A 20,404-nucleotide genomic window follows, 5' to 3' on the forward strand; every position below is an offset into this window, starting at 1 on the left:
AGGCCGGGTAAGGCGTAGCCGCCACCCGGCTAAAAAAGCTACTTCAATCTCTCTGAAAGATAACGCTGATAGTCCGGAATAAGGATATCTACCGGTGAGTTAAACTGCGGCGATTCGATGATGAAATCCGCCGTCGAGAGGTTTGTCGCCACCGGAATATTCCACACCGTCGCCAGGCGCAGCAGCGCTTTGACATCCGGATCGTGCGGAACCGCGTTCAGCGGGTCCCAGAAGAAGATCAGCACATCAATCTTCCCTTCGGAAATCTGCGCGCCGACCTGCTGATCGCCGCCCATCGGGCCGCTCAGCATCGCATTCACCTGCAGACCCGTTTCGCGCTGGATCAGGTTACCGGTTGTACCGGTCGCCGACAGGGCGTGTTTTTCCAGCAAAGACTGATGGCGGCGAACCCAGTTAAGCAGCATTTGTTTACAGTGATCGTGCGCCACAAGAGCAATGTGTTTGCGCTCAGGTAGCGTGCGTGTTGTCAGTTCCATAATCATATCCATCAGGTTAACTGACTACACGATGACGGGAACCGTCTGACGCTGCAAGAGAAAGGCGTAAAAAATGTGGCTTATGATGAAGGTTGTTGTTTTGCCCACTGTAAAAAACGGGCCCGCGTGTCGGGATCGGCCTGCTGGAACCAGAACTTAAGGCGCTGTTCCGTCAGGGTCTGGGACTGGGGAGGAATGACGTCCAGTTCGGAGACGCCGGACAAAAGCGTACTGTCGTCCGCCATCATAGTGGCAAACTGAGGAAGAGAGGCGCGTTTACCCGCTTTGTTATAGGTCTGGGTCGCTGCCTCGTAGTCCGGACCTTTCGGTGAGGTCGTCAGCGCCAGAATATCCAGCTTCACCGGAATCGGCATCGCATCCCCGTCCAGCAGTTCAACGCGGGGTGAAGCGTCGAAGGCCGCAGATTCCTTCTCCGTTTCAAGGCGAGGCAGGGTGATATTCACCTGACTGATTTGCCGGGTATTAAAGCTGACGATCAGCGGCGGCGAGATGTACATCCTTTGCTCGTGATTCGCCAGACCGATCGATTTTTCCACCCTGAATACCAGCTGATGCGGCCCGTTATCCAGCTCGATGCTGTCCGCACCGCGCAATAACGAGCTGGAGACCTTTTTTCCGTCCAGTACAAGGAGATCAATGTCGGTAGAGAGCCGGAGCGTGGTAGCAAAAACGCAGACCGGCATCACTAACGCAATCAGAGCAGTGGCAATACCGGTTTTCATAGAAGGCTCCCGTCAGAAATCCTGTCGCCGCATTAATGTATCTAAATTTTTCGATAATCACGTTTACTAACATATAGACATATTTCGCCGTTTTGCCCTCATGCATCTGTATGGGATGGATGGTTGAGATGTGCGGTTTGGCGTACACTTTTAAAAAAGCCAGGAGAAAAACCATGAAAGAGAACGATATTGCCGAGATTCTGACATCTACGCGTACCATTGCGCTGGTGGGCGCGAGCGATAAACCCGATCGCCCAAGCTATCGGGTGATGAAATACCTTCTCGATCAGGGCTATCACGTTATCCCGGTCTCGCCAAAAGTGGCGGGGAAAACCTTACTCGGTCAGCAGGGGTATGCCACGCTCGCTGACGTGCCGGAAAAAATTGATATGGTTGATGTCTTCCGAAACTCCGAGGCAGCGTGGGAAGTGGCGCAGGACGCTATCGCTGTAGGGGCGAAAACGCTGTGGATGCAGCTGGGTGTGATTAACGAGCAGGCTGCGGTACTGGCGCGGGATGCGGGGCTGAACGTCGTCATGGACCGCTGTCCGGCGATCGATATCCCCCGTCTGGGGCTAGCGAAGTAATAAAAAAAAGCCCGTTCATCGGGCTTTTTTTACACGCTTAGTTCCGCAGGCGCGGAGCCTGTAACTGTTTGCGGATAGTCTGAGCAAGTTCATCCATAGTGGGTTGCTCCGGATGCTCTTCCTGCAGCTCGCTACTCAGCTGCGCTTCGGCAAGGTAGGTGTGGACGGGTTGCCCGTCGTCACCTTCCATCACCACATGGTACCAGGGCGCGGCGCGAAGCTCTGCGTTCACCGCCAGCTCGTCTGCTGACGGTTCATCAAGGGAATACTCCGGGTCGATATCCACGACCACACCCAAATACCCGAGCAAAGTGTGGCGGACCTGCTGGCCGATACCGAATTTGCTGGCAATCATAGTCACCTCCCGGGAAATACGACTTACACGTTATGTGCGGGCAATATTTCTCTTTTCAAGTTACATGACGCGACAGGCAAACCCTTTCAGATACAGTCCTTCCGGGTAGGTAGCAATCACGGGATGATCGGCTGCCTGACGGAACTGCTCTATAAATTGTACATCACGGCCAGCATCTATTGCGGCGTCGGCGATGATTTTCTGAAATAAATCTGTGGTCATCAGGCCGGAGCAGGAGAACGTGAGCAGAACCCCGCCCGGATTCAGCAGCTGGATGGCCAGCATGTTGATATCTTTATACCCACGGCACGCGCCAATCAGCTGGCTTTTATTTTCCACAAACTTTGGTGGATCCATCACGATGACGTCGAACTTCTCGCCCTGATCGCGATATTTACGCAGCAGCTTGAACACGTCATCGCGTACAAATTCCGCTTTGCTCAGATCCAGCTTGTTCAGCTCGACGTTCTGTTTTGCCACGTCCAGCGCTTCCTGCGAGGTATCCACGCTGACAACCTGGGCACAGCCGCCCATCAGAGCTGAAACGGCAAAACCGCCGGTATAGGAGAAGCAGTTCAGCACGCGTTTGTCGGCAACGTACTGACGCGTAGCCAGACGACTGTCGCGCTGGTCGAGGTAATAACCCGTTTTGTGCCCGCCCTGAATATCCACCAGCAGCTTCATGCCGTGCTCTTCAATCGGCAGCAGGGCAGGCGGCAGTTCGCCGGTCACTGGGCCTTGCGTCAGCTCCATGCCCTCTTTTTTGCGCACCGCCACATCGCTGCGGTCGTAAATGGCACACTGCGGGAACAGGGTTTGCAGGGCGCTAATCAGCGCGGCACGCTGGTATTCCGCCCCGGCGCTCAGAAGTTGCAGCACCAGGAAGTTGCCGAAGCGATCGATGGTTACACCTGGCAGCCCGTCGGACTCACCGGCAATCAGGCGGTAGCTGTCCAGCCCGTCGCGTTTTGCCAGCCATTCGCGCCACTGCTGCGCCTGCTGCAGGCGGCGGACGAAGAAGTCGATATCGATGGTTTCATCTTTATCGAAGGTCCAGACGCGGGCACGGATCTGGGACGCTGGCGAGTAAGCGCCTCGCGCTAACCATTTCCCCTGATGGTCAACGATATCAATGGTTTCACCGAGGCTGGCTTTACCTTCCATACGGGCAACCGCGCCGGAAAAGACCCAGGGATGACGGCGCAGTAATGATTTCTCGCGCCCTTTGGCTAACACTAAACGTACACTCATAATTTGCTGTTCTGTCGATTTCAGGAAATGGCGCGTAGATTACCACATTCAGCAAGGCGCAATCATCTGCGGATGCCGTTGAGCGTTTCGGCACAAAATCAAATCGCTTAGGCACATTACGATATTGCAGCTGGCTTTAGAGTGGGGCTTCCGGTACAGCAAAGGGAGCACCCATGAAAAAGCGCAGTGTAATAGCCATAGCCGCTCTGGCGGCAATGAGTTCTCAGGTTTTAGCGGCAACGCCTTTCGGTATCACCAGCCGGGATATTTCCGGCGAACGGCGGTTAGCGACACAGCAGGTGTTTGAGGGGTTCGGCTGCCACGGTGGAAATACTTCACCACAGCTGGCATGGAAGAATCCCCCCGCCGGTACGAAAAGTTTTGCCGTTACGGTATATGACCCGGATGCACCTACCGGCAGCGGCTGGTGGCACTGGACAGTAGCCAATATTCCGGCGAAGACAATGACGCTGCCCGCTGATGCCGGTAATCCAAACGGCGAGAAATTACCTGCCGGCACTGTGCAGGGGCGTAATGATTTCGGCTATTCTGGATTCGGCGGCGTATGTCCACCCGCCGGGGATAAGCCTCACCGCTATCAGATTACCGTCTGGGCGCTGGACGTGGATAAACTGCCCGTAGACAAAAATGCCAGCGGCGCGCTGGTCGGTTTTATGATCAACAGTCACGCTCTGGCAAAGGCTCAGTTAACAGCAACCTATAGCAGATAAGGATGGCAGGGTGCAGGAGTTTCATTTTCGACATAAACATCTTACAGCGGGTGAAGTGACTGCCAGCAAAATGCATCGCCTGCACCAGGTTAAACTTTTTTTTCCGGCTATTTGTCATATCACTCACGGCAGTAAGGTGATTGTTCAGGATGATAACCGCCTGGAGGCGACACGGGATGAGCTCATTATTATCCCGGCCAATACGTCGATGGAAATTATCAATCAGCCTGTAAACGGGCTGTTTCACTCGGATTTGCTAATGTTATCGCCGGAAATTGTTGCCGAGTTTAAAGCGCATTACCTGAAATCCTGGCCGCGCACGAAGCTGCATTCGCTCTGTGCTCCGCTGAGCGAGGGGCTGGCATTTATGTGGGACAACCTGCTGCACGCCGTGCGTCAGGAGTTACCGGAAGCGCTACAAAAGCATCAGGCCTTCGGTCTGTTGCTGGCCTTGCTACATGATGGCGTGGCGGGTCCGCTGCTTGTTGAGCGAAACAGTAACCTGACCGAGCAGGTGCGGCAGTTCATTATGCTGTCGCCCGCCAGAGACTGGACCGCGCAGGACGTTGCCAGCCGTCTCGCATTAAGCGTGCCGACGCTGCGCAGGCGGTTACGTGAAGAGTCGCAGAGTTTTCGCCAGATTGTGGAGGAGGTAAGGATGGCCGTGGCTTTGTCGCAGCTACAGTCAACACGATTACCGATCGGCGAAATCGCATTACAATGTGGGTATCTTTCCAGCTCTCGTTTCACCGCCCGTTTCCGGCAACACTACGGCTGCTTACCGAAAACGCTACGTTAAGGAGAAGAAGAATGTCTAAAGTCTGCACTATTGCCTGGGTTCACGGCGTTGTTCAGGGCGTCGGGTTCCGCTACAGCACCCAGCGCGAAGCTGTTGAGCTTGGGCTAACGGGATACGCGCGCAACATGGACGACGGAAGCGTCGAAGTGGTCGCCTGCGGCGAAGCGGAGCAGGTCGACAAGCTGGTGGCGTGGCTGAAAGCGGGTGGGCCGCGCAGCGCGCGGGTTGATAAGGTCTTAACTGAACCCCATCAACCGGGGCGCGAATACGTAAACTTCGGGATTCGGTATTAAATACACTTCACCGGCTTAGGCAGGCCTGCAATTTTGGTGGCCTGTTTTGCCGGGCCTTTCGGGAACAGACGATACAGATAGCGGCTGTTGCCTTTCTCTTCACCGAACTTATTGGCCATCGCCTTGACCAGCATGCGGATGGCCGGAGAGGTGTTGAATTCAAGATAGAACTCGCGAACAAAACGCACCACTTCCCAGTGTTCTGGAGAGAGGGTTATCCCTTCGTTTTCCGCAATTTTCTCCGCCAGCGGTTCGCACCAGATCGTCGTATCTTTCAGATAGCCTTCGCTATCGGTCTCAATTTCCTGGCCTGCAAAAATGAACATAATCTTCTGTCGTGTGTGAAAAAACCGGCGACAGTGTAGCAAAAAAGAGGCCGCGGGATAAACCGTGCCCTACAGGAGCAGCTGCAGCAGATTATTGGCATTAAGCTTTTTCAGTGCGTTGCATTTATGGGTCGAAACCTGTTTCTCAGACATACGCGTCATGATGGCAATGTGGCGTACCGGCAACCCGGTAAGCATCAGATCGAGCACGTTGAATTCAAGGCCGGTAAGACAGCAGTCAAGACTTCGAACGCGACGGGGCTCTTTTGCCAGCAAATACGCCGCATCGGCAACGGCGATCCTGTCGTCGATGATATAAAGCGTTAGCGTACCGAAACGCTTGCGTAAATGCGTCGCCAGCGCCCACCCTTTTTCATTGCAGACCAGATAAAGGCTGCCTTGCCAGCGGGCGGCTTCCAGTCTGAGTAAAATGTTAATCAGTGCCTGATGCGTACCCGCAACGGAAAAACGACAGCGTACGACAACCACGCGGCGGGTAAGCAGAGTTGGCTGCCATTGTACGGTATCGCTTATGACCTCTGGCTGGACGCCCCGACGCAGCAGCGCATAGCGCAACCCTTCGGCGTAAAATCGATTGTTGTCGAGAATGGCGTAACTCACGGTGACCTCGTTATAACGTGCTGGGGGTATAGATAACGCGCAGCGTGCCGGTGTAGTCGCCCGCGTTTTTGCTGCTGGCAGCAAACGCGGGGGTTTTCAGGATAATCGGTGCAGGAATGCACAGTACGCTCTCGCGTCCGCCGGGCAGCACGACCTGACGCAGATACTGCGGATCGTTTGTGCCTTGCCAGACAAGGGTTTTACCGTTCGAGACGGTTTCGGTTGCGCCTGTTATTGGATTGGTGACGGAGACCCGATAATCGAGACGATCCCGCGCATCGGTCTGGCTACCGCCACGTCGCCTGATAGAAAACGCGCCATCTGCACGGCCCGCTGACGTAAGTCCGTCGTCCTCAAACCGAAGGTAGGCGCGGGTGCTGGTACTGTTATTGCCGTCGTACAGGCACATATCCAGCGAGTTCTCACCCTGGATCTCACTGCCTCCCGGTCGCCCCGGGAAGTTGGTCAGGTTGAGGTTAACGATGGGCGTTGAGTGCGGAAAGGCTGGCAGATATATCTGCTGGTTTCCCGGGTCGACCACCTCAATGCGAATATTTGCCTGCCATTTGGCGATGGTGAGATAGCCAGGACAACCGACATTTACGTCATTGAAGTTGCCGCCGCAGTCGGCGCTTCCCCACTGACGCAGGTTCTGCTTCAGCGTGGCGGTCCAGATCCCCGGCAGGGCGAGCTTATCCAGTTCGCTTTTCACGATATAGAAATCGAAATAAGGCTCTCTGTTCCAGTCAGCGATGGTGGCCGTTCCCCCTGTCACGAAGCTGGCAAAGGTAAACACTTTGTTGTTGATAAACATGTAGTGATCGCCATACACCTTGATATCCGCCGTCTTGCCGGTGAGGGTATGCGTGAAACGTAAATTGATGGCATAGGGCGCGGCCGGGTTTGCCGAGAACCAGACCGGTGAGTTCATGCAGGCGCCGTTCGTGGTATCGGTACGGGACTGACAGGTCAGGGTATTGCGTCCCCACTTTTGCGGATCTGCGGCGTCAAAGCCGCCCGATTCATGAAACCAGATGTCAAAACGCGCGGGCGGCGCGGTGCGATCGAAGCTGATCCCTACGCTGGTGTTTCGTCCCGCGGGAGAGCCTGCCAGCGTCTGGCTGGCCCACAGGCTTAAGAACAGTAAAATAAAGAGGCACTTAATCACATCATTTCCCTTTTGTGAGGCTATCGGTGTTCATGGCAGTCGGGCCAGCAGGAACCGACCGTCCGGCCAGCATCAGCTGTGCCTGCTGCTGGACGGCATCCGGCAGGGCGGAGAAGGTTAACTCCTTACAGGGGATCGACCCGACGTAACGCACCACGTCGCGCATACTCTTCACGTTCAGCGCACACTGATAAAACTGCTGCTGACGCACCAGGTAGAGGTTATGCAGCAGGGCGTCGCTTTGGGCGCTAAACCCGCCGTTGCCAAGGTCGCTCCAGCCGTTCACGTTCAGCGGCACGCCGCCGATAAACGGCGAATGACGCTCGTCGGTTAACTGGCCGAGCCAGGTGTAGCTTGCGGTGGTTTGCACCTCCCGGCGCAGCAGTTTGCCAGGCACCATAAACAGCGTTCTGCTGCCCGATCCTTGCGTGATTTCACTGCTGGCTCCTCGTGAGACATCCAGCGATTCGTTAACCGTCAACGTTGTCTGCTGATAGCCCGGCACCGCGAAGAGGGCGCGGCTATTGCCCGGAATATCTGCGCTGCCGCCGTTATCCAGCGACACGGCCACGCGCGGATCCTGAGCATCTTCCGGCGTGGTCACGTTCACCGCGACGGCGGAAGCAGGGCGACCGTCGCTCCAGCGGCCCAGCCACAGGCCAGAACGCGACAGCGCAAGGGTCGAGCTGTAGTTGCCGCTGCTGCTCAGCGTATGGCGCCGATCCTGACGATCCCAGGCGTCGCTGACGGTAAGACTGCCGTTGCCATATCGCCCGCCCTGGCGCGTATAGGCTGAGGTATTCAGCGAGTCGCTGTTAATGCCCGATGCGCTAAGGCCGTACTCATTTTCGCCGCGGGCATCGGCATACCAGTTATGCGCCACGCTGTAGCTCAGCTGGTTTTTTTCACGTTGCTGGTGCTGCCATGTCGCGCCCAGAGAGGTGTAGCTTGATGCATCGCCCTGACGGTTATGCGTCATGGACAGGCTCACGCTCAGGTAGCCGCCTTTATCCCTGCCTTCGCGTGAGTCATCGTTACGCATGAACAGGTTAATGCTGCTGTTAATGTTCAGACCATGGGTGCTGAAGGCCTTGCTCAGGCCACCCTGCCAGGCCCGCGTACGCGAGCGGGTCATATAGACTGATTCCCACGGCAAACCCGCATCGTGGCGATCGTCGCTGTCCGGGAGCTCCCGACGTGAAACGTACCGTCCTTCGTTGCGGTTATCCGAATACCCCAGGCTCGCATACCAGGCGCCGACCGGGACGGAGAACATCACCGAGAGGGTGCGATAACAGCCGTTCACGGCATCAAACCCTGTACTTCGGGTGTTGCAGTTTTCCGCTGATAGCGCGTTGCGATAGAGGCTAAGTGAAAAACCGTCGTTGTAGCTGATTTGCTGGATATTGCCTCGCTGGCCTTCGCTGCCGTAAAGGTAGCTAAACCGGGTACTCAGCACGCCATCGATCGGGCCCGCGTTGAAGCCCCGGCTCCAGTCGATCGCATTTTCCAGGAAACGCTGGTTTTTCTTGAACGTTGCGCCGCTGGTCAGCGCCAGCGACGGGGTCAGGGGCAGGCGTACGCCCGCCTGCGCAACCGCACGGCGTTCTTCGTTTTGTTCGCTGTTGTCGGTTTCGCCCGCCTGCAGGAACCACTCGACGCGGTCGAATGGCGTAATGCCGGTTCGGGTAAACGGCACCTGCTCGGTGCGCGTCAGCCGGTTATTTTCATAGATGGAGAGCGTCACGGTGTAGCTCCCGTCCGGGAACGATCGCGTGTCCAGGGTTTGCGCCCCGGCATTCAGATAAAAGCTCGCCAGAAGCTGATTGCCCCGGCGGGCGTCGATACGCGCGTCATGGGAAAGTAGCACGGTAACAGGGGTTCCCTTCGACTGCTGAACCGGATTTATCCACGCCCTTGTCGATCCCGTGCGCAGGCCGCGAATTTTGCCCAGCGGCAGCTGGCTGAGGTTAATATTTCCGCCAGCATTACTGAACAGATCGCGGGTATCCATCTCGCCTAGCTGGACATAGTACTGACGCAAGATATCCTGGCGGAACCAGGCGTTGTTGACGGTTATCTCCTGCTGCTGCTGACGCCGTGAACGCTGTCCCAGCCAGGTCCAGTCGAGATTAACATAGCCGTCCTGCGTGAGCGCCAGCGCGCCGTTGCCCTGCACGGTAGCCGACTGATAATCCCTGTCGGCAACGAAGTTAATGTTCTGCTGATGGATCAGCGCATTTTCAGTGTCCTGCGTGGGCTGATACCACTGATTTTCCGCGATGGCTTTAGGCAGAAATTTCTTGTCCAAAAACAGGCTAATGCGGGCGTTATTCTCGTCATAGATAATGGCCGCGCGGTCGGTATCAATGTAATCGCAGCCTGCTGCGGAGCCGTTGCTGCTGCAGGCCAGGTTGCCGTTACGGGCAAGCGGAACGGCCAGCGCGGCAGACACGGTGGCAACGAGTGCAGGGGCGTCATTGAACCGTCGTTTGATGGCCGCAACCACGGTTTCAGGTGCGACAAAGCTCACCGTTTCAAGGGTGATATCCGTTTCAAAAAGTCCAAGCGACTCGCCGTAGAGGTTGACCTCTGTCCACAGGCGCTGCGTTTTCGCCAGATCTTCAAAACCTGCCGGGACGGCCATCCCGGCGCAGGCGAGTTGGATGGAAGCGGGTAACAAAGCAACAAAGAGGAGGGTATTTCTGTGAAACGCCATGAACGAGCCTCGACATCATCCTGACGTCAGAGGGTGGGCACCCTCTGACGTTATTCCTTAGGTGCTGTGGTGTTACGCACCGCCTTCCGTGGTAGTCGCCTGCGTCAGCATCAGGCTGACAACGCCGCTGTACTGACCGGTTTTCAGAATGCCTTTGGTGGTCTGGGAAATGGTCAGCGGAAGTACCGCTGAACCGTTTTCGATGCTTCCCGGGAACAGTTCGGTACCGGTGTATTCAACATCTGCGGTAGAGAGGGTTTTATCGCCCAGCTTCACCGTCATTGGGATGGTCTCAGCGCCGTCGGCATTCGCCAGCTTCGCGGCGCTCACCAGACGGATTTTCACGTTGCTGGTGGCGGAGTTAGACCACACCTTGGTATTCAGACGATAGCTTTCCAGACCGCGGCCAGGCAGGTACTGCATATCGATGCTTGCCGGCAGCGGCGTGTTATCGGCCTGGGTCATATCCAGCTGTGAATCAACGCTGGCGTTGACGGTAATATCTTTTTGAATCGCCAGCGCGCTAACGGACGTGGTCATCGCGGCAACAATCATTAAAGGTTTAAAGTACTTACGCATTGATATCTCCATATTTACAAATGAGCACCCTGGCTCTTTAAACAAACCCTTTGGGGTCTTTACGGTGACGTCGTGTTATTGCACGACGGGTAAATCAGCTTCTTCAGCGGTTTTATTCACCCAGTTGAAGTAGCGGAATTTATATTTCTGGCCTTGTGTCTTTGTGAGCGTTTTTAATTTCCGTTCGGTGTCCGGATAAATCGTCGCGTCTTCTTTAACCCATTTACACGACGAATCTGCGTTACAAATACCGATCTCTCTCAGCGGCACGCGCAACGTGCCGTTGTTTTTTAACGTGCCCCTGCGAGGGTCTATCGTCAGTGAAACCACACTTTTTTCCGGTGCGAGATGGATCAGGGCGCCCCAGATCACATTGACGCCCAGTCTTGCCGTCGCCGCAGGGCTTTCTGCCTTGCCCGGAATAATGCTGTCAGGCTGCTTTACTCCTTCAAAATAGACGCGCCAGGTCGTCTCTTTTTCCGGGGGCGTAAGCGATACCAGACGAACCACTCGCATTGCACCTGCCGCAAGGGCGAATTTTTCCGGTGTGACAACAACACCGCCTTCTTTCCACGAGGCCACATCAATCTCTTTTTCCTGGGCCGTGCCGGGATTAAGAATTTTCTTTTGCCTCACCCGAATGAACTGAATATCATCCGTTTTTGACGCCACCTTAATTTGCGCCGCACCGGACTTATCCACGTTAAGTTCCATGGGATACACGCTCATATTGGCGAGTGCCATTTCTGAGAAAAATGGCAGTGACAGCGCAGCGATATAAAAGGCAGTTGTCTTATTCACATTTTTTTTCTGTTTCACTTTCGGTCCGCCTGCGTTGAGTTCATTCCCGGAGCATTCACAACGGGACACCCTCTGCTAACGTATCGCTTCAGGGCAGGGAAACTTTAACCAGAACAGCGGTTTGTGAAAATTTGTATTAATTAACTCGTTACATACAGTTTTTTATCCTGCTTTTCTGGCTTTAAGGTTGTATAGTTAAGCGAAAATACCGCCACCAGGGATGGAGAGAAAATTCCTTCTGATGAAAAAATAAGCAGATCGGGAGGCGATTTTCATGTCGATGTACCAGGGATTAAAAAGCATGCGGTAACAGCCGAGAATAAAAGATGTTTTTTATATGCAATAATTCGTTGTTATTTGATCCTGAAGCACATGCAATAAGTCTTGTTGGACAACCGGAATCTGTATTAACGCTTTCGGCACCCGCCGTTCGCCTCTTACAGGAATTTATTAAACACAAAGGGCACGACCTGAGTCGGGAGGAATTGATTACCCGCGTGTGGGAGGAGTTTGGCTTTACGCCATCGGGAAATAATCTCAATAAAGCGGTGAGCGAATTACGGAAAAGCTTCCAGGCGCTGGGAGAGAGGTATGAATTTATCGTAACCGTGCCCCGTTATGGGTTTCGCTTTGAGGCCGATGTGATTTTTCAGCCTGGAGAGAATATTCAAACCGCCGAGCCGCAGCCTCCGTCTGCACCGCAACAGGAAAAGCGGCGACCCGCTTCCCTGAAAAGGTGGGGGATTCCTGCCGTATTGATTGTCGCTGTATTGGGAGCGAGCTTCTGCTTTAGCCGACAGCAGGGGATATTCGTCCCGGCGAAACTCATGCCGGTTAAGGAGAAAATCGCGCGTTGCAGCATCTGGATTATCAACGATCACGGAAGACCGCTGGTGTTATCGAAATTAGCGGAGCGGCTGACGGCCAATAACGTGGCGTGCGAACGTGAGGAATACGACATTTATTATTTCAGCGCCCGTTTTTCTATTGCCACTGCAGATGAGGTGTTCATTGGCGCTTGCCCGGTCAGTAAATCCAGCCTGTGCAAAACCATCCGTTATAAAAGTGGGGCACAAAAATGAAAATAAAACTTCTTTTTGGGCTGGGTGGCGCATTGGTCGGCAGTGCCCTGGCGCTATTTTACTATTCCGGCTGTGTGTTTAAAAAGGATGTGCTGGCCTGCAGCACTGAATTTAACTTCACGCGCAATGAGGGAAAAGCCAGCGAAGTAAAGGTCAATACCGTTGCTCAGTTCTATTTTCACCGGGATGGTACAGGGGTAACTACCTATAAAGGCGCGGCAAGGGCTGACGGGCAAAATATGATCGTTGACAGGGACGTGGACTTTACCTGGCAGCAGCGGGACGACGATAAGGTCATTGTATTGAGCTACACCGAAACCTGGCGTCGGCACAATGACAATACGCCTGATGCACAGTGGGGGAGCTTTGCCAGTCCTACCGCACGTTATTACCTCACGATCTCTGAACTCTCGCCATCCGTGTGGCTGATTCAGGACCGGCGTTACCCCACCTATATTTGCCGGGGTGAGTAGGGCATAAAAAAAGGAGAATGCCAGAGGCATTCTCCTTTTTAATATCCGTTGTGCTTAATCGCGGCTGGCGAAGCCCAGGATGCTCAACAGGCTGACGAAGATGTTGTACAGCGACACGTAAAGGCTCACGGTGGCGCGGATATAGTTCGTCTCACCGCCGCGAATGATGTTGCTGGTTTCAAACAGGATCGCGCCGGAAGAAATCAGAATAAACACGGCGCTGATCGCCAGGTGCAGGGCAGGCAGCTGCAGGAAGATGTTAGCCACCATGCCCACCAGCACCACAACAACACCCGCCATCAGCATACCGCCGAGGAAGGACATGTCCTTACGGGTGGTCAGCACGTAGGCCGAGCAGCAGAAGAATACCAGCGCGGTACCGCCCAGCGCCATGCCGATAAGGTCGCCCATACCGGCAGACAGATACGCGTTCAGCATCGGTCCCAGGATGTAGCCCAGGAAGCCGGTGAAGGCAAACGCCGACAGAATACCGACCGGTTTGTCAGCGGTTTTGTAGGTCAGGAACATCAGACCGTACATACCCACCAGCGTCAGAATGAGCCCCGGAGACGGCAGCATCAGCACTGTGCTGGCGGTGGCGGTGATCGCTGAAAACGCCAGCGTCAGGCTGAGCATGAAATAGGTATTGCGCAGCACCTTGTGGGTGCTGAGTAGCGATGTACGGTCGCGTGAGGAAGTAATTATACGATCCATGAGTCACTCTCTTATGACAGATGTAATTAACGGAAAGAATAGGAAACGGGGCGCCAGTCTCAAAGTGGTTTTACCCATCTTTACTCAGCAGGTTAGCGCTGGAGCTGGTTGTTTCTTCTGCATAAATACATTTCACCAGTGTGAACAGCGGTTTGACGCGATTAATCAGATCAACCTCTTATAGGTTACTGAAAATTATTGCGTTATTACCATAAGGCCGCTAAGAGTTATTTCCGGATCGTCACGAAAACAGACAATAAGGCGAAGGACATGAAACCACAAACACGCACGCGCTTTACGCTCTCTTTAATTACCGCCGGGATCCTGTGCGCCAGCACGGCTACCTGGGCGGCTAACGTGCCGGCAGGAACGCAGCTGGCCGATAAGCAGGAACTGGTCAGGAACAACGGTAATGAGCCCGCTTCGCTCGACCCGCATAAAGTCGAAAGCGACGTCGAATTCAATATTATCAGTGATTTATTCGACGGGCTGGTCAGCGTTTCCCCGTCGGGTGAAGTTCAGCCCCGGCTGGCGGAAAAATGGGAGAACAAGGACAACACCGTCTGGACGTTCCATCTGCGCCCGGGCATCACCTGGAGCGACGGCACTGCCATCACCGCGGAAGATGTGGTCTGGAGCTGGCAGCGTCTGGTTGATCCTAAAACCGCTTCACCGTATGCCAGCTATCCAGGCAACATGCACATCGTAAATGGTGCGGATATCGCTCAAGGGAAAAAAGCCACCGATACGCTGGGCGTGAAAGCCATTAACGACACCACCCTGGAAGTGACATTGACGCAGCCTAACGCGGCGTTCCTCGCGATGCTGGCGCACCCGTCGCTGGTGCCGGTGGATAAAGTGCTGATTAGCCGCTTTGGCGACAAGTGGACCAAGCCTGAACATATCGTCACCAGCGGGGCGTATAAGCTTTCGCAGTGGGTGGTCAACGAACGCATCGTGGCGGAGCGTAACCCGCGCTACTGGGATAATGACCATACCTTGATTAACAAGGTGACCTATCTGCCTATCACCTCCGAAGCCGCGGATGTGAACCGCTATAAAGCGGGTGAAATTGATATCGTGTACACGGTGCCGATCAACCAGTTTGCCCAGCTTAAGAAGACTCTGGGCAGCCAGCTGGATGTCTCTCCGCAGCTGGCGACCTATTACTACGAATTCAATACCACCCGACCGCCGTTCAACGACGCCCGCGTACGTAAGGCGCTGAACATGGCGCTCGATAAAGACATCATTGCTGGAAAAGTGTTAGGGCAGGGGCAGCGCCCGGCCTGGCTCATCAGCCAGCCGGATATTGGCGGCGTTAAGCTTCAGAACCCGGACTACGCCAGCTGGCCGCAGGACAAGCGCATCGCTGAGGCGAAAAAACTGCTCAACGAGGCCGGGTACAACGAAAGCCACCCTCTGAGCTTCAACCTGCTCTATAACACCTCTGAATCGCACCAGCGCATCGCGATTGCCGCCAGTTCCATGTGGAAAAAGAACCTCGGCGTGGAGGCGAAGCTGCAAAATCAGGAGTGGAAAACCATGCTGGATACCATGCACACCCACAACTTTGACGCGGTGCGGTACGCGTGGATTGCCGATTACGACGATGCCGCGACCTTCCTGAACACCTTCCGCACCGGCGACAGCGAAAACACCAGCCAGTACAGTAATCCGGAATACGACCAGGCGCTGGTGAATGCCGCAAAAGCCAAAACAACGGAAGAGCGGGGTAAGTTCTACCAGCAGGCGGAAGATCTGCTGGGGCGCGATGTGCCCGCCATTCCGGTGTATCACTACGTCCGTACGCACCTGGTGAAACCGTGGGTGGGTGGGTTTACGCCGGATAAGCTGGGGTACTATTTCACGAAAGACATGTACATCAAAAAACACTAAGCCTGAGTGCGGGAGACTGTGCTGATAAAATCGTCGATGTGTCGTCAGTTCAACCGTTTAAACACGTTTTGACTATTTTTACAGCGAACGAGTGCAGCCACTCTTTACAGCACGCGGTGAGGTGTTTATAGTTCGCCTCACTTAGGAAGTGTGGCCGAGCGGTTGAAGGCACCGGTCTTGAAAACCGGCGACCCGAAAGGGTTCCAGAGTTCGAATCTCTGCGCTTCCGCCAGATATAAACCCCAGGTTACTCGTGAACCTGGGGTTTTTGTTTTGGATTCACCGATCCGCCTCACACTTTCAAGACCCCGTTATTTCCCCGCAAAAATCAGGCGCTATTATTCACCCCCGTAAATACCTTTTCATCTCTCATCGAGGCTTTGATGCTGGAGAATGTTTTCATCAGATAATCAGTTTCCCGACCTTTTCAGGACGGACTGGTTATCGCTGCGCTTAAACCTTACGCACGCACCTGCGGGTGTGGGCTCGTTTTTACGCATGATGATTACACAGGTTTTCCAGTATGAATTTATCCCGTCAGGAACAACGTACCTTACACGTTCTCGCCAAAGGTGGGCATATTGTGCACGTCCGCGACAGTTCCGGCCGCGTTACGTCCGTAGAGTGCTATACCCGTGAAGGGCTGATACTGAGCGACTGCACGCTCAGCGTCTTCAAAAAACTCCGCACCAAAAAGCTAATCCGCTCCGTGAACGGGCAGCCGTACCGGATCAACACCACCGGGCTGAACAACGTTCGCGCCCAGCTGGATAATCGCTAAGCGAAATAGACAACGCCACCCTCGGGTGGCGTTCATGCATTGAACTGGATATCGTAGCGGAATGTAGGCCGGGTAAGCGCAGCACCACCCGGCAAGAAACGCAGCGTTATGGGCGAATGAAAGCCAGAATGTCCGCGTTGATAGTATCCGCATGGGTGGTATGCATCCCGTGCGGGAAGCCCGGATAAATTTTCAGTACGCTGTTCGCCAGCAGCTTGTCCTGCAGCAGGGCGGCATTCTTATACGGCACGACCTGATCGTCGTCGCCCTGCATCACCAGAACGGGAACCGTGATGGTTTTTAAATCTTCCGTCTGATCGGTTTCAGAAAATGCCTTAATCCCCTCATAGTGGGCCTTGGCGCTGCCGATCATGCCCTGACGCCACCAGTTCTGAATCGTACCGTGTGAAATCTCGGCTCCCTCACGGTTAAAACCATAGAAAGGACCGCTGGCGACGTCGAGGTAAAACTGGGCGCGGTTAGCCGCCAGCGCTTTGCGGAAGCCATCGAAAACCTCGATCGGCGTTCCGCCGGGGTTAGTCTCCGTTTTGACCATGAGAGGCGGAACAGAGCTGACGAGCACCGCTTTGGCAACGCGCCCCTGCGGTTGGCCGTACCGGGCAACATAGCGGGCGACCTGGCCGCCGCCTGTGGAGTGACCGACGTGCACGGCATTACGCAGATCCAGGCTTTCAACCACGGCTGACGCATCGGCCGCATAATGATCCATATCGTGTCCTTCACTCACCTGGTCCGAACGCCCGTGACCGCGGCGATCGATAGCGATAACGCGATAGCCTTCAGCAAGGAAGAAGAGCATCTGGTTATCCCAGTCATCGGCACTCAACGGCCAACCGTGGTGGAAGACAATGGGCTGGGCCTCTTTGGGGCCCCAGTCTTTGTAGTAAATGTTGACGCCGTCTTTCGTGGTTACGAATGCCATACTGCAGACTCCTCTGTTAAAGGCAAAACGATCGCAACCCGGGTGGAGAGCGAATCATTAATGCCTTAATTAAGTTGGCTTTTTTCTGTTTCCCGTACCGACAGTACCCCTAAAGTGTAGGTGAAATAGTAAAAGCAGTGGGTTTCATTCCTGTGAAAGGCAGCGTTTTGCTTTCAGGCGGGAGGGGGGAACGAAAAAAGGCTCTGGGGAGATCCTCCAGAGCCTTCAGGGCAGCATTAACTGCAGGGGCGTTTAGCGGTTTTCTTCAATATAGCGGGCCAGGTCAGCCGGGGTTTTCAGCACCGTCGCTACGTCAGTTGGCGGGATCATACAGCCGTAAACGTCCTGCACTTCCAGCACCATATCGACCGCCAGGATGGAGTCGAGAATGTCGGATTCAATCAGTTCATCGTGAAAGCCCACCTTACGGGATAACACTTTTTCGAACAGGGCGAGAATTTCTTGTTCCATAATTTTTCCTGGAGTCATTAATTTGTGCGGGCGTAAGCGTCCAGCAGCTTGCGGTCAATTTTGCCGTTGGGATTCAGCGGCAAAGCGTCTTTTACGATAATTTGTGAAGGCACCATATAGTGCGGAACCACCTTAGAAAGCGACGTTTTGATGGTATCCGGCGCCATATCGGTCACGCAGAACGCGGCAATGCGCAGCACGCTGCCGCAGGATTTCATCAGCGGCAGAACCACCGCTTCGTTGATGCCGGACATGGCCAGCAGGCGGTTTTCAATCTCGTTGATTTCAATACGGTAGCCATTCAGTTTGACCTGGCTATCGTTGCGGCCCTGGCAGTAGATAAGTTCCGCTTCATAGCCCAAATCGCCGGTCCGGTAACCGCGAAATGCTTCATTTTCCCGACGGAGTAATTTTTCTGCGTTCTCCTGCGGCAGGCCGAGGTAGCCGCGCATGACGTTTTTACCCCAGATAATCAGCTCGCCTTCAGCGGAAATTTCCATTCTGCTCTCAGGCATCATGACCCCCACCGGCAGCACGGCGCTGTCGCTGTTCAGGATCTCATCCGTGATTTCAACCACGGTGGTCGCGATGGTTGCTTCCGTTGGACCATAGGAGTTAATGATTTTCGCCTGCGGGAAGCGGCGGCGAAGCTGTTTAACCAGCGCTTTATTCAACACTTCACCAATGAAGATAAAGACGTTGAGTTCAGGTAAATACTCGCTGTTAAACTGCGGGGAAAGCAGCTGCTGGTAAGCAAAAGAGGGGGTGGAAACCCAGGCGGAGACGGCGTTGCTTTTCAGTCGCTCCAGCCAGTTCTCTTTTTGAATGTCTTCTTTGGCGTTCAGCACGATGTGTCCACCCATCGCCAGATTCGCCAGCAAAGGGATCAGGGAGAGGTCAAAACTGAAAACCGCGTGGTTCATCAGCACCGGTTTTTCCGGCAGCGAAAAGTCCTGGCTGACCCATTTCATGAAGTGCCATACGCTTTCACGTCCAATCTGCACCCCTTTAGGCTTGCCGGTGCTGCCTGAGGTAAACATGATATAGGCCAGATCCTGCTCCTCCAGCACCTTACCCGGTTCTCCGGTGGCGATGAACTGCCGGGTCGCGACGTCGTAATAGTAAGGGGCGCTGGCCAGATGGCAGATCTCCCGCAGGCGCTCCTGCGGGTAAATGCAGTCCACCGGAATGTACGGAATGTTGTGCAGAAGGCAGCTATAAATCGCCACGGCGAACTCGGCCTGCTGGTGTCCGTACAAGACGACCGGCGTACCGGCAACAGGCTGGCAACGCTGATAGCGCTGCGCCCAGTCCGTCACGGCCGCGGAAAGCTGCAGCCAGCTTAAGGCTTCGTCGCTGCCGCTGATGGCCGGCTGCTGCGGGGAGGCGGGATCGCATAATGCCGCACGCAAGAAATCGTGCATTTCCTGAAGATCGGAGTGATTTTTCATAGAGGTGACATTCCACTAAAGATGTAAAGGGAGCCCGCGGCGCTTCCCAGCGTCAGAATGCGTCCCAAAAACGCAACGGCCGGATACTGCAACCCGCGGTGTAACGTCGGGCTGCGTTTGGCTGACCACAGCAGCATGTTATGGGCGACAGAAATGCCGCCAAACAGCGCGCCGCTGATGACGTAATGGCGTTCCAGGCCATTCCATGCCCCCATGCAGAACAGGGTGCAAAAAATACCGATATTTTGCGCCAGCGTTTTGTTCTGACGGAAAAAGTTGAACTTCATCAGGTTCATATAAACGGGCATAAAGACCACATCGCGCAGCCATTCAGACAGGCTGATGTGGAAGCGGCGCCAGAAATCCTGCGGGTTCTTTGCCAGAAGCGGCATATTGAAGTTTGCCGGAATGTTGAGTCCAAACAGGCGGCCTGCGCCGATGGCCATATTGCTGTATCCCGCAAAATCAAAGTACAGATAGGCGCTATAGGCAATCGACATCACCACGCCCACGGTCAGCGTAAACGGCTTATGGCTCCAGGGCTGCACGACGAGTGAGTCAACCAGCATCGCAAACAGGAACTTCTGGACAATGCCGGTAATGATTTGCTCCAGCGCCACTAAAAACTGTTCGCGAGTAAGGGCAAATACGGGCTTGCTGACGTCGCTCATCCATGTCCGCCAGCGGTACATTGGGCCCGCCAGAATAATAAAGGGCATAAACAGATAGCAGAAATAGTGCAGGAAATTCTGCCCTTCTTTTTTACTGCGATAGAGCAGCACGTCCACCGCGCGGAACGTCATAAAAGAGAGGCCGATCATGCCGAGATGGTGATTAACGTGCAGTTTCACCAAAAATAAAGGAAGCAGCGTTAACACAATCGCCTGCCAGGTTTTTAACCATCCTTTTTCTTTCAACGCGGCGACAAGGTAAAAACTAAAAAAAACGACCGCGGGAACACGGTAATCACCCTGAAAAATATAGCCCCAGCCTAATGCGGCCAGGACGGATAAGGCCGATAAATACGTCAGGCGATGGCGTAATACGCGATTGACCAGCGCAAACGCCAGGGCGGATGAAAACAAATAGACAAAAAACATTCCTGAGCTATACATCATTC

The 20,404-nt window shown here is 54.5% G+C and carries 23 protein-coding genes and 1 tRNA gene; 9 read left to right on the forward strand and 15 right to left on the reverse strand.

The window, feature by feature from the left end; all coding sequences use genetic code 11:
• Nucleotides 1–38: 38 nt before the first annotated feature.
• Both mgsA and csgI read right to left on the reverse strand, forming a co-directional pair.
• Nucleotides 39–497 carry a methylglyoxal synthase gene (gene mgsA, locus PUP35_RS07465; RefSeq protein WP_045330803.1) on the reverse strand — a complete coding sequence of 153 codons (459 nt, stop codon included), beginning with the start codon at nt 495–497 and terminating at the stop codon, nt 39–41.
• Nucleotides 498–577: 80 nt separating this feature from the next.
• The gene (csgI, locus tag PUP35_RS07470) at nt 578–1,240 is read right to left on the reverse strand and encodes a curli synthesis inhibitor (RefSeq protein ID WP_096150519.1); all 663 of its coding nucleotides are present in this window, start codon (nt 1,238–1,240) and stop codon (nt 578–580) included.
• A gap of 173 nt (nt 1,241–1,413) precedes the next feature.
• On the opposite strand from csgI, the gene PUP35_RS07475 reads away from it, so the two are divergent.
• Complete coding sequence (locus tag PUP35_RS07475) at nt 1,414–1,827, forward strand: CoA-binding protein (protein WP_008499920.1); 414 nt, start codon at nt 1,414–1,416, stop codon at nt 1,825–1,827.
• 37 nt (nt 1,828–1,864) lie between these two features.
• Here the strand turns inward: PUP35_RS07475 and hspQ are convergent, their stop codons facing one another.
• Together hspQ and rlmI are read right to left on the reverse strand one after the other, a co-directional pair.
• A complete protein-coding gene (gene hspQ, locus PUP35_RS07480; protein WP_008499919.1) occupies nt 1,865–2,182 on the reverse strand; it encodes a heat shock protein HspQ in 318 nt (105 codons plus the stop codon).
• 60 nt (nt 2,183–2,242) lie between these two features.
• On the reverse strand, nt 2,243–3,433 hold the full coding sequence (rlmI, locus tag PUP35_RS07485) for a 23S rRNA (cytosine(1962)-C(5))-methyltransferase RlmI (RefSeq protein WP_274242476.1): 1,191 nt from the start codon (nt 3,431–3,433) through the stop codon (nt 2,243–2,245).
• Between the two features lie 173 nt (nt 3,434–3,606).
• On the opposite strand from rlmI, the gene PUP35_RS07490 reads away from it, so the two are divergent.
• From PUP35_RS07490 to yccX, 3 genes are read left to right on the forward strand one after another with little or no spacing between them, the layout of a single operon-like run.
• A complete protein-coding gene (locus tag PUP35_RS07490) occupies nt 3,607–4,164 on the forward strand; it encodes a kinase inhibitor (protein ID WP_274242477.1) in 558 nt (185 codons plus the stop codon).
• Nucleotides 4,165–4,174: 10 nt separating this feature from the next.
• The gene (locus PUP35_RS07495) at nt 4,175–4,963 is read left to right on the forward strand and encodes an AraC family transcriptional regulator (protein ID WP_274242478.1); all 789 of its coding nucleotides are present in this window, start codon (nt 4,175–4,177) and stop codon (nt 4,961–4,963) included.
• 11 nt (nt 4,964–4,974) lie between these two features.
• Nucleotides 4,975–5,256, forward strand: a complete 282-nt coding sequence (gene yccX / locus PUP35_RS07500) for an acylphosphatase (RefSeq protein ID WP_029739909.1) — start codon at nt 4,975–4,977, stop codon at nt 5,254–5,256.
• On the opposite strand, the gene tusE is transcribed toward yccX, so the two are convergent.
• The 6 genes from tusE to PUP35_RS07530 all read right to left on the reverse strand — a co-directional run bounded on the left by tusE (nt 5,253) and on the right by PUP35_RS07530 (nt 11,488).
• Nucleotides 5,253–5,582, reverse strand: a complete 330-nt coding sequence (gene tusE, locus PUP35_RS07505; protein WP_271367539.1) for a sulfurtransferase TusE — start codon at nt 5,580–5,582, stop codon at nt 5,253–5,255. The genes yccX and tusE overlap by 4 nt on opposite strands.
• Before the next feature lie 69 nt (nt 5,583–5,651).
• The gene (locus PUP35_RS07510) at nt 5,652–6,203 is read right to left on the reverse strand and encodes a LuxR C-terminal-related transcriptional regulator (protein ID WP_126302784.1); all 552 of its coding nucleotides are present in this window, start codon (nt 6,201–6,203) and stop codon (nt 5,652–5,654) included.
• Nucleotides 6,204–6,213: 10 nt separating this feature from the next.
• Nucleotides 6,214–7,371, reverse strand: coding sequence for a CfaE/CblD family pilus tip adhesin (locus PUP35_RS07515; protein WP_111964532.1), 1,158 nt, complete (start codon nt 7,369–7,371; stop codon nt 6,214–6,216).
• A gap of 1 nt (nt 7,372) precedes the next feature.
• Entirely contained in the window at nt 7,373–10,090 is a 2,718-nt protein-coding gene (locus tag PUP35_RS07520) for a TcfC E-set like domain-containing protein (protein ID WP_274242483.1), read from the reverse strand.
• Nucleotides 10,091–10,162: 72 nt separating this feature from the next.
• Entirely contained in the window at nt 10,163–10,669 is a 507-nt protein-coding gene (locus tag PUP35_RS07525; protein WP_274242484.1) for a CS1 type fimbrial major subunit, read from the reverse strand.
• A gap of 75 nt (nt 10,670–10,744) precedes the next feature.
• Nucleotides 10,745–11,488 carry a fimbrial protein gene (locus PUP35_RS07530; protein ID WP_111964530.1) on the reverse strand — a complete coding sequence of 248 codons (744 nt, stop codon included), beginning with the start codon at nt 11,486–11,488 and terminating at the stop codon, nt 10,745–10,747.
• Between the two features lie 308 nt (nt 11,489–11,796).
• On the opposite strand from PUP35_RS07530, the gene PUP35_RS07535 reads away from it, so the two are divergent.
• Complete coding sequence (locus PUP35_RS07535) at nt 11,797–12,552, forward strand: winged helix-turn-helix domain-containing protein (protein WP_111964529.1); 756 nt, start codon at nt 11,797–11,799, stop codon at nt 12,550–12,552.
• Nucleotides 12,549–13,025: a hypothetical protein gene (locus PUP35_RS07540; RefSeq protein WP_111964528.1), complete on the forward strand. Its 477-nt coding sequence runs from the start codon at nt 12,549–12,551 to the stop codon at nt 13,023–13,025. Before PUP35_RS07535 ends, PUP35_RS07540 begins: the two co-directional genes overlap by 4 nt.
• Before the next feature lie 54 nt (nt 13,026–13,079).
• Here the strand turns inward: PUP35_RS07540 and yccA are convergent, their stop codons facing one another.
• Nucleotides 13,080–13,739, reverse strand: a complete 660-nt coding sequence (gene yccA / locus PUP35_RS07545; RefSeq protein ID WP_023335168.1) for an FtsH protease modulator YccA — start codon at nt 13,737–13,739, stop codon at nt 13,080–13,082.
• Between the two features lie 270 nt (nt 13,740–14,009).
• On the opposite strand from yccA, the gene PUP35_RS07550 reads away from it, so the two are divergent.
• The 3 genes from PUP35_RS07550 to PUP35_RS07560 all read left to right on the forward strand — a co-directional run bounded on the left by PUP35_RS07550 (nt 14,010) and on the right by PUP35_RS07560 (nt 16,419).
• Nucleotides 14,010–15,638: an ABC transporter substrate-binding protein gene (locus PUP35_RS07550; protein ID WP_274242489.1), complete on the forward strand. Its 1,629-nt coding sequence runs from the start codon at nt 14,010–14,012 to the stop codon at nt 15,636–15,638.
• A gap of 144 nt (nt 15,639–15,782) precedes the next feature.
• Nucleotides 15,783–15,870, forward strand: a tRNA-Ser gene (locus PUP35_RS07555).
• A 291-nt stretch (nt 15,871–16,161) separates the two neighbouring features.
• Nucleotides 16,162–16,419: a YjhX family toxin gene (locus PUP35_RS07560; RefSeq protein ID WP_149366295.1), complete on the forward strand. Its 258-nt coding sequence runs from the start codon at nt 16,162–16,164 to the stop codon at nt 16,417–16,419.
• 106 nt (nt 16,420–16,525) lie between these two features.
• On the opposite strand, the gene PUP35_RS07565 is transcribed toward PUP35_RS07560, so the two are convergent.
• From PUP35_RS07565 to PUP35_RS07580, 4 genes are all read right to left on the reverse strand, one after another.
• A complete protein-coding gene (locus PUP35_RS07565) occupies nt 16,526–17,362 on the reverse strand; it encodes an alpha/beta fold hydrolase (RefSeq protein ID WP_274242492.1) in 837 nt (278 codons plus the stop codon).
• 252 nt (nt 17,363–17,614) lie between these two features.
• Nucleotides 17,615–17,833: an acyl carrier protein gene (locus PUP35_RS07570; RefSeq protein ID WP_008499867.1), complete on the reverse strand. Its 219-nt coding sequence runs from the start codon at nt 17,831–17,833 to the stop codon at nt 17,615–17,617.
• 17 nt (nt 17,834–17,850) lie between these two features.
• Nucleotides 17,851–19,284: an AMP-binding protein gene (locus PUP35_RS07575; protein ID WP_274242494.1), complete on the reverse strand. Its 1,434-nt coding sequence runs from the start codon at nt 19,282–19,284 to the stop codon at nt 17,851–17,853.
• The gene (locus PUP35_RS07580) at nt 19,281–20,399 is read right to left on the reverse strand and encodes an MBOAT family O-acyltransferase (RefSeq protein ID WP_115874669.1); all 1,119 of its coding nucleotides are present in this window, start codon (nt 20,397–20,399) and stop codon (nt 19,281–19,283) included. Before PUP35_RS07580 ends, PUP35_RS07575 begins: the two co-directional genes overlap by 4 nt.
• Between the last annotated feature and the right edge of the window lie 5 nt (nt 20,400–20,404).

The organism is Enterobacter sp. S-33, from assembly GCF_028735835.1.
GTDB classification, from domain to species: domain Bacteria; phylum Pseudomonadota; class Gammaproteobacteria; order Enterobacterales; family Enterobacteriaceae; genus Enterobacter; species Enterobacter vonholyi.

Excerpts from the sequence above, each read along its gene's own strand:
- csgI (WP_096150519.1), bottom strand. The coding sequence starts at position 1,240 with ATGAAAACCGGTATTGCCACTGCTCTGATTGCGTTAGTGATGCCGGTC.
- hspQ (WP_008499919.1), bottom strand. The coding sequence starts at position 2,182 with ATGATTGCCAGCAAATTCGGTATCGGCCAGCAGGTCCGCCACACTTTG.
- PUP35_RS07550 (WP_274242489.1), top strand. The coding sequence starts at position 14,010 with ATGAAACCACAAACACGCACGCGCTTTACGCTCTCTTTAATTACCGCC.
- PUP35_RS07560 (WP_149366295.1), top strand. The coding sequence starts at position 16,162 with ATGAATTTATCCCGTCAGGAACAACGTACCTTACACGTTCTCGCCAAA.
- PUP35_RS07575 (WP_274242494.1), bottom strand. The coding sequence starts at position 19,284 with ATGAAAAATCACTCCGATCTTCAGGAAATGCACGATTTCTTGCGTGCG.
- PUP35_RS07490 (WP_274242477.1), top strand. The coding sequence starts at position 3,607 with ATGAAAAAGCGCAGTGTAATAGCCATAGCCGCTCTGGCGGCAATGAGT.
- PUP35_RS07540 (WP_111964528.1), top strand. The coding sequence starts at position 12,549 with ATGAAAATAAAACTTCTTTTTGGGCTGGGTGGCGCATTGGTCGGCAGT.
- yccX (WP_029739909.1), top strand. The coding sequence starts at position 4,975 with ATGTCTAAAGTCTGCACTATTGCCTGGGTTCACGGCGTTGTTCAGGGC.
- PUP35_RS07525 (WP_274242484.1), bottom strand. The coding sequence starts at position 10,669 with ATGCGTAAGTACTTTAAACCTTTAATGATTGTTGCCGCGATGACCACG.
- yccA (WP_023335168.1), bottom strand. The coding sequence starts at position 13,739 with ATGGATCGTATAATTACTTCCTCACGCGACCGTACATCGCTACTCAGC.
- PUP35_RS07580 (WP_115874669.1), bottom strand. The coding sequence starts at position 20,399 with ATGTATAGCTCAGGAATGTTTTTTGTCTATTTGTTTTCATCCGCCCTG.
- PUP35_RS07570 (WP_008499867.1), bottom strand. The coding sequence starts at position 17,833 with ATGGAACAAGAAATTCTCGCCCTGTTCGAAAAAGTGTTATCCCGTAAG.
- mgsA (WP_045330803.1), bottom strand. The coding sequence starts at position 497 with ATGGAACTGACAACACGCACGCTACCTGAGCGCAAACACATTGCTCTT.
- rlmI (WP_274242476.1), bottom strand. The coding sequence starts at position 3,433 with ATGAGTGTACGTTTAGTGTTAGCCAAAGGGCGCGAGAAATCATTACTG.
- PUP35_RS07535 (WP_111964529.1), top strand. The coding sequence starts at position 11,797 with ATGTTTTTTATATGCAATAATTCGTTGTTATTTGATCCTGAAGCACAT.
- PUP35_RS07565 (WP_274242492.1), bottom strand. The coding sequence starts at position 17,362 with ATGGCATTCGTAACCACGAAAGACGGCGTCAACATTTACTACAAAGAC.
- PUP35_RS07475 (WP_008499920.1), top strand. The coding sequence starts at position 1,414 with ATGAAAGAGAACGATATTGCCGAGATTCTGACATCTACGCGTACCATT.
- PUP35_RS07520 (WP_274242483.1), bottom strand. The coding sequence starts at position 10,090 with ATGGCGTTTCACAGAAATACCCTCCTCTTTGTTGCTTTGTTACCCGCT.
- tusE (WP_271367539.1), bottom strand. The coding sequence starts at position 5,582 with ATGTTCATTTTTGCAGGCCAGGAAATTGAGACCGATAGCGAAGGCTAT.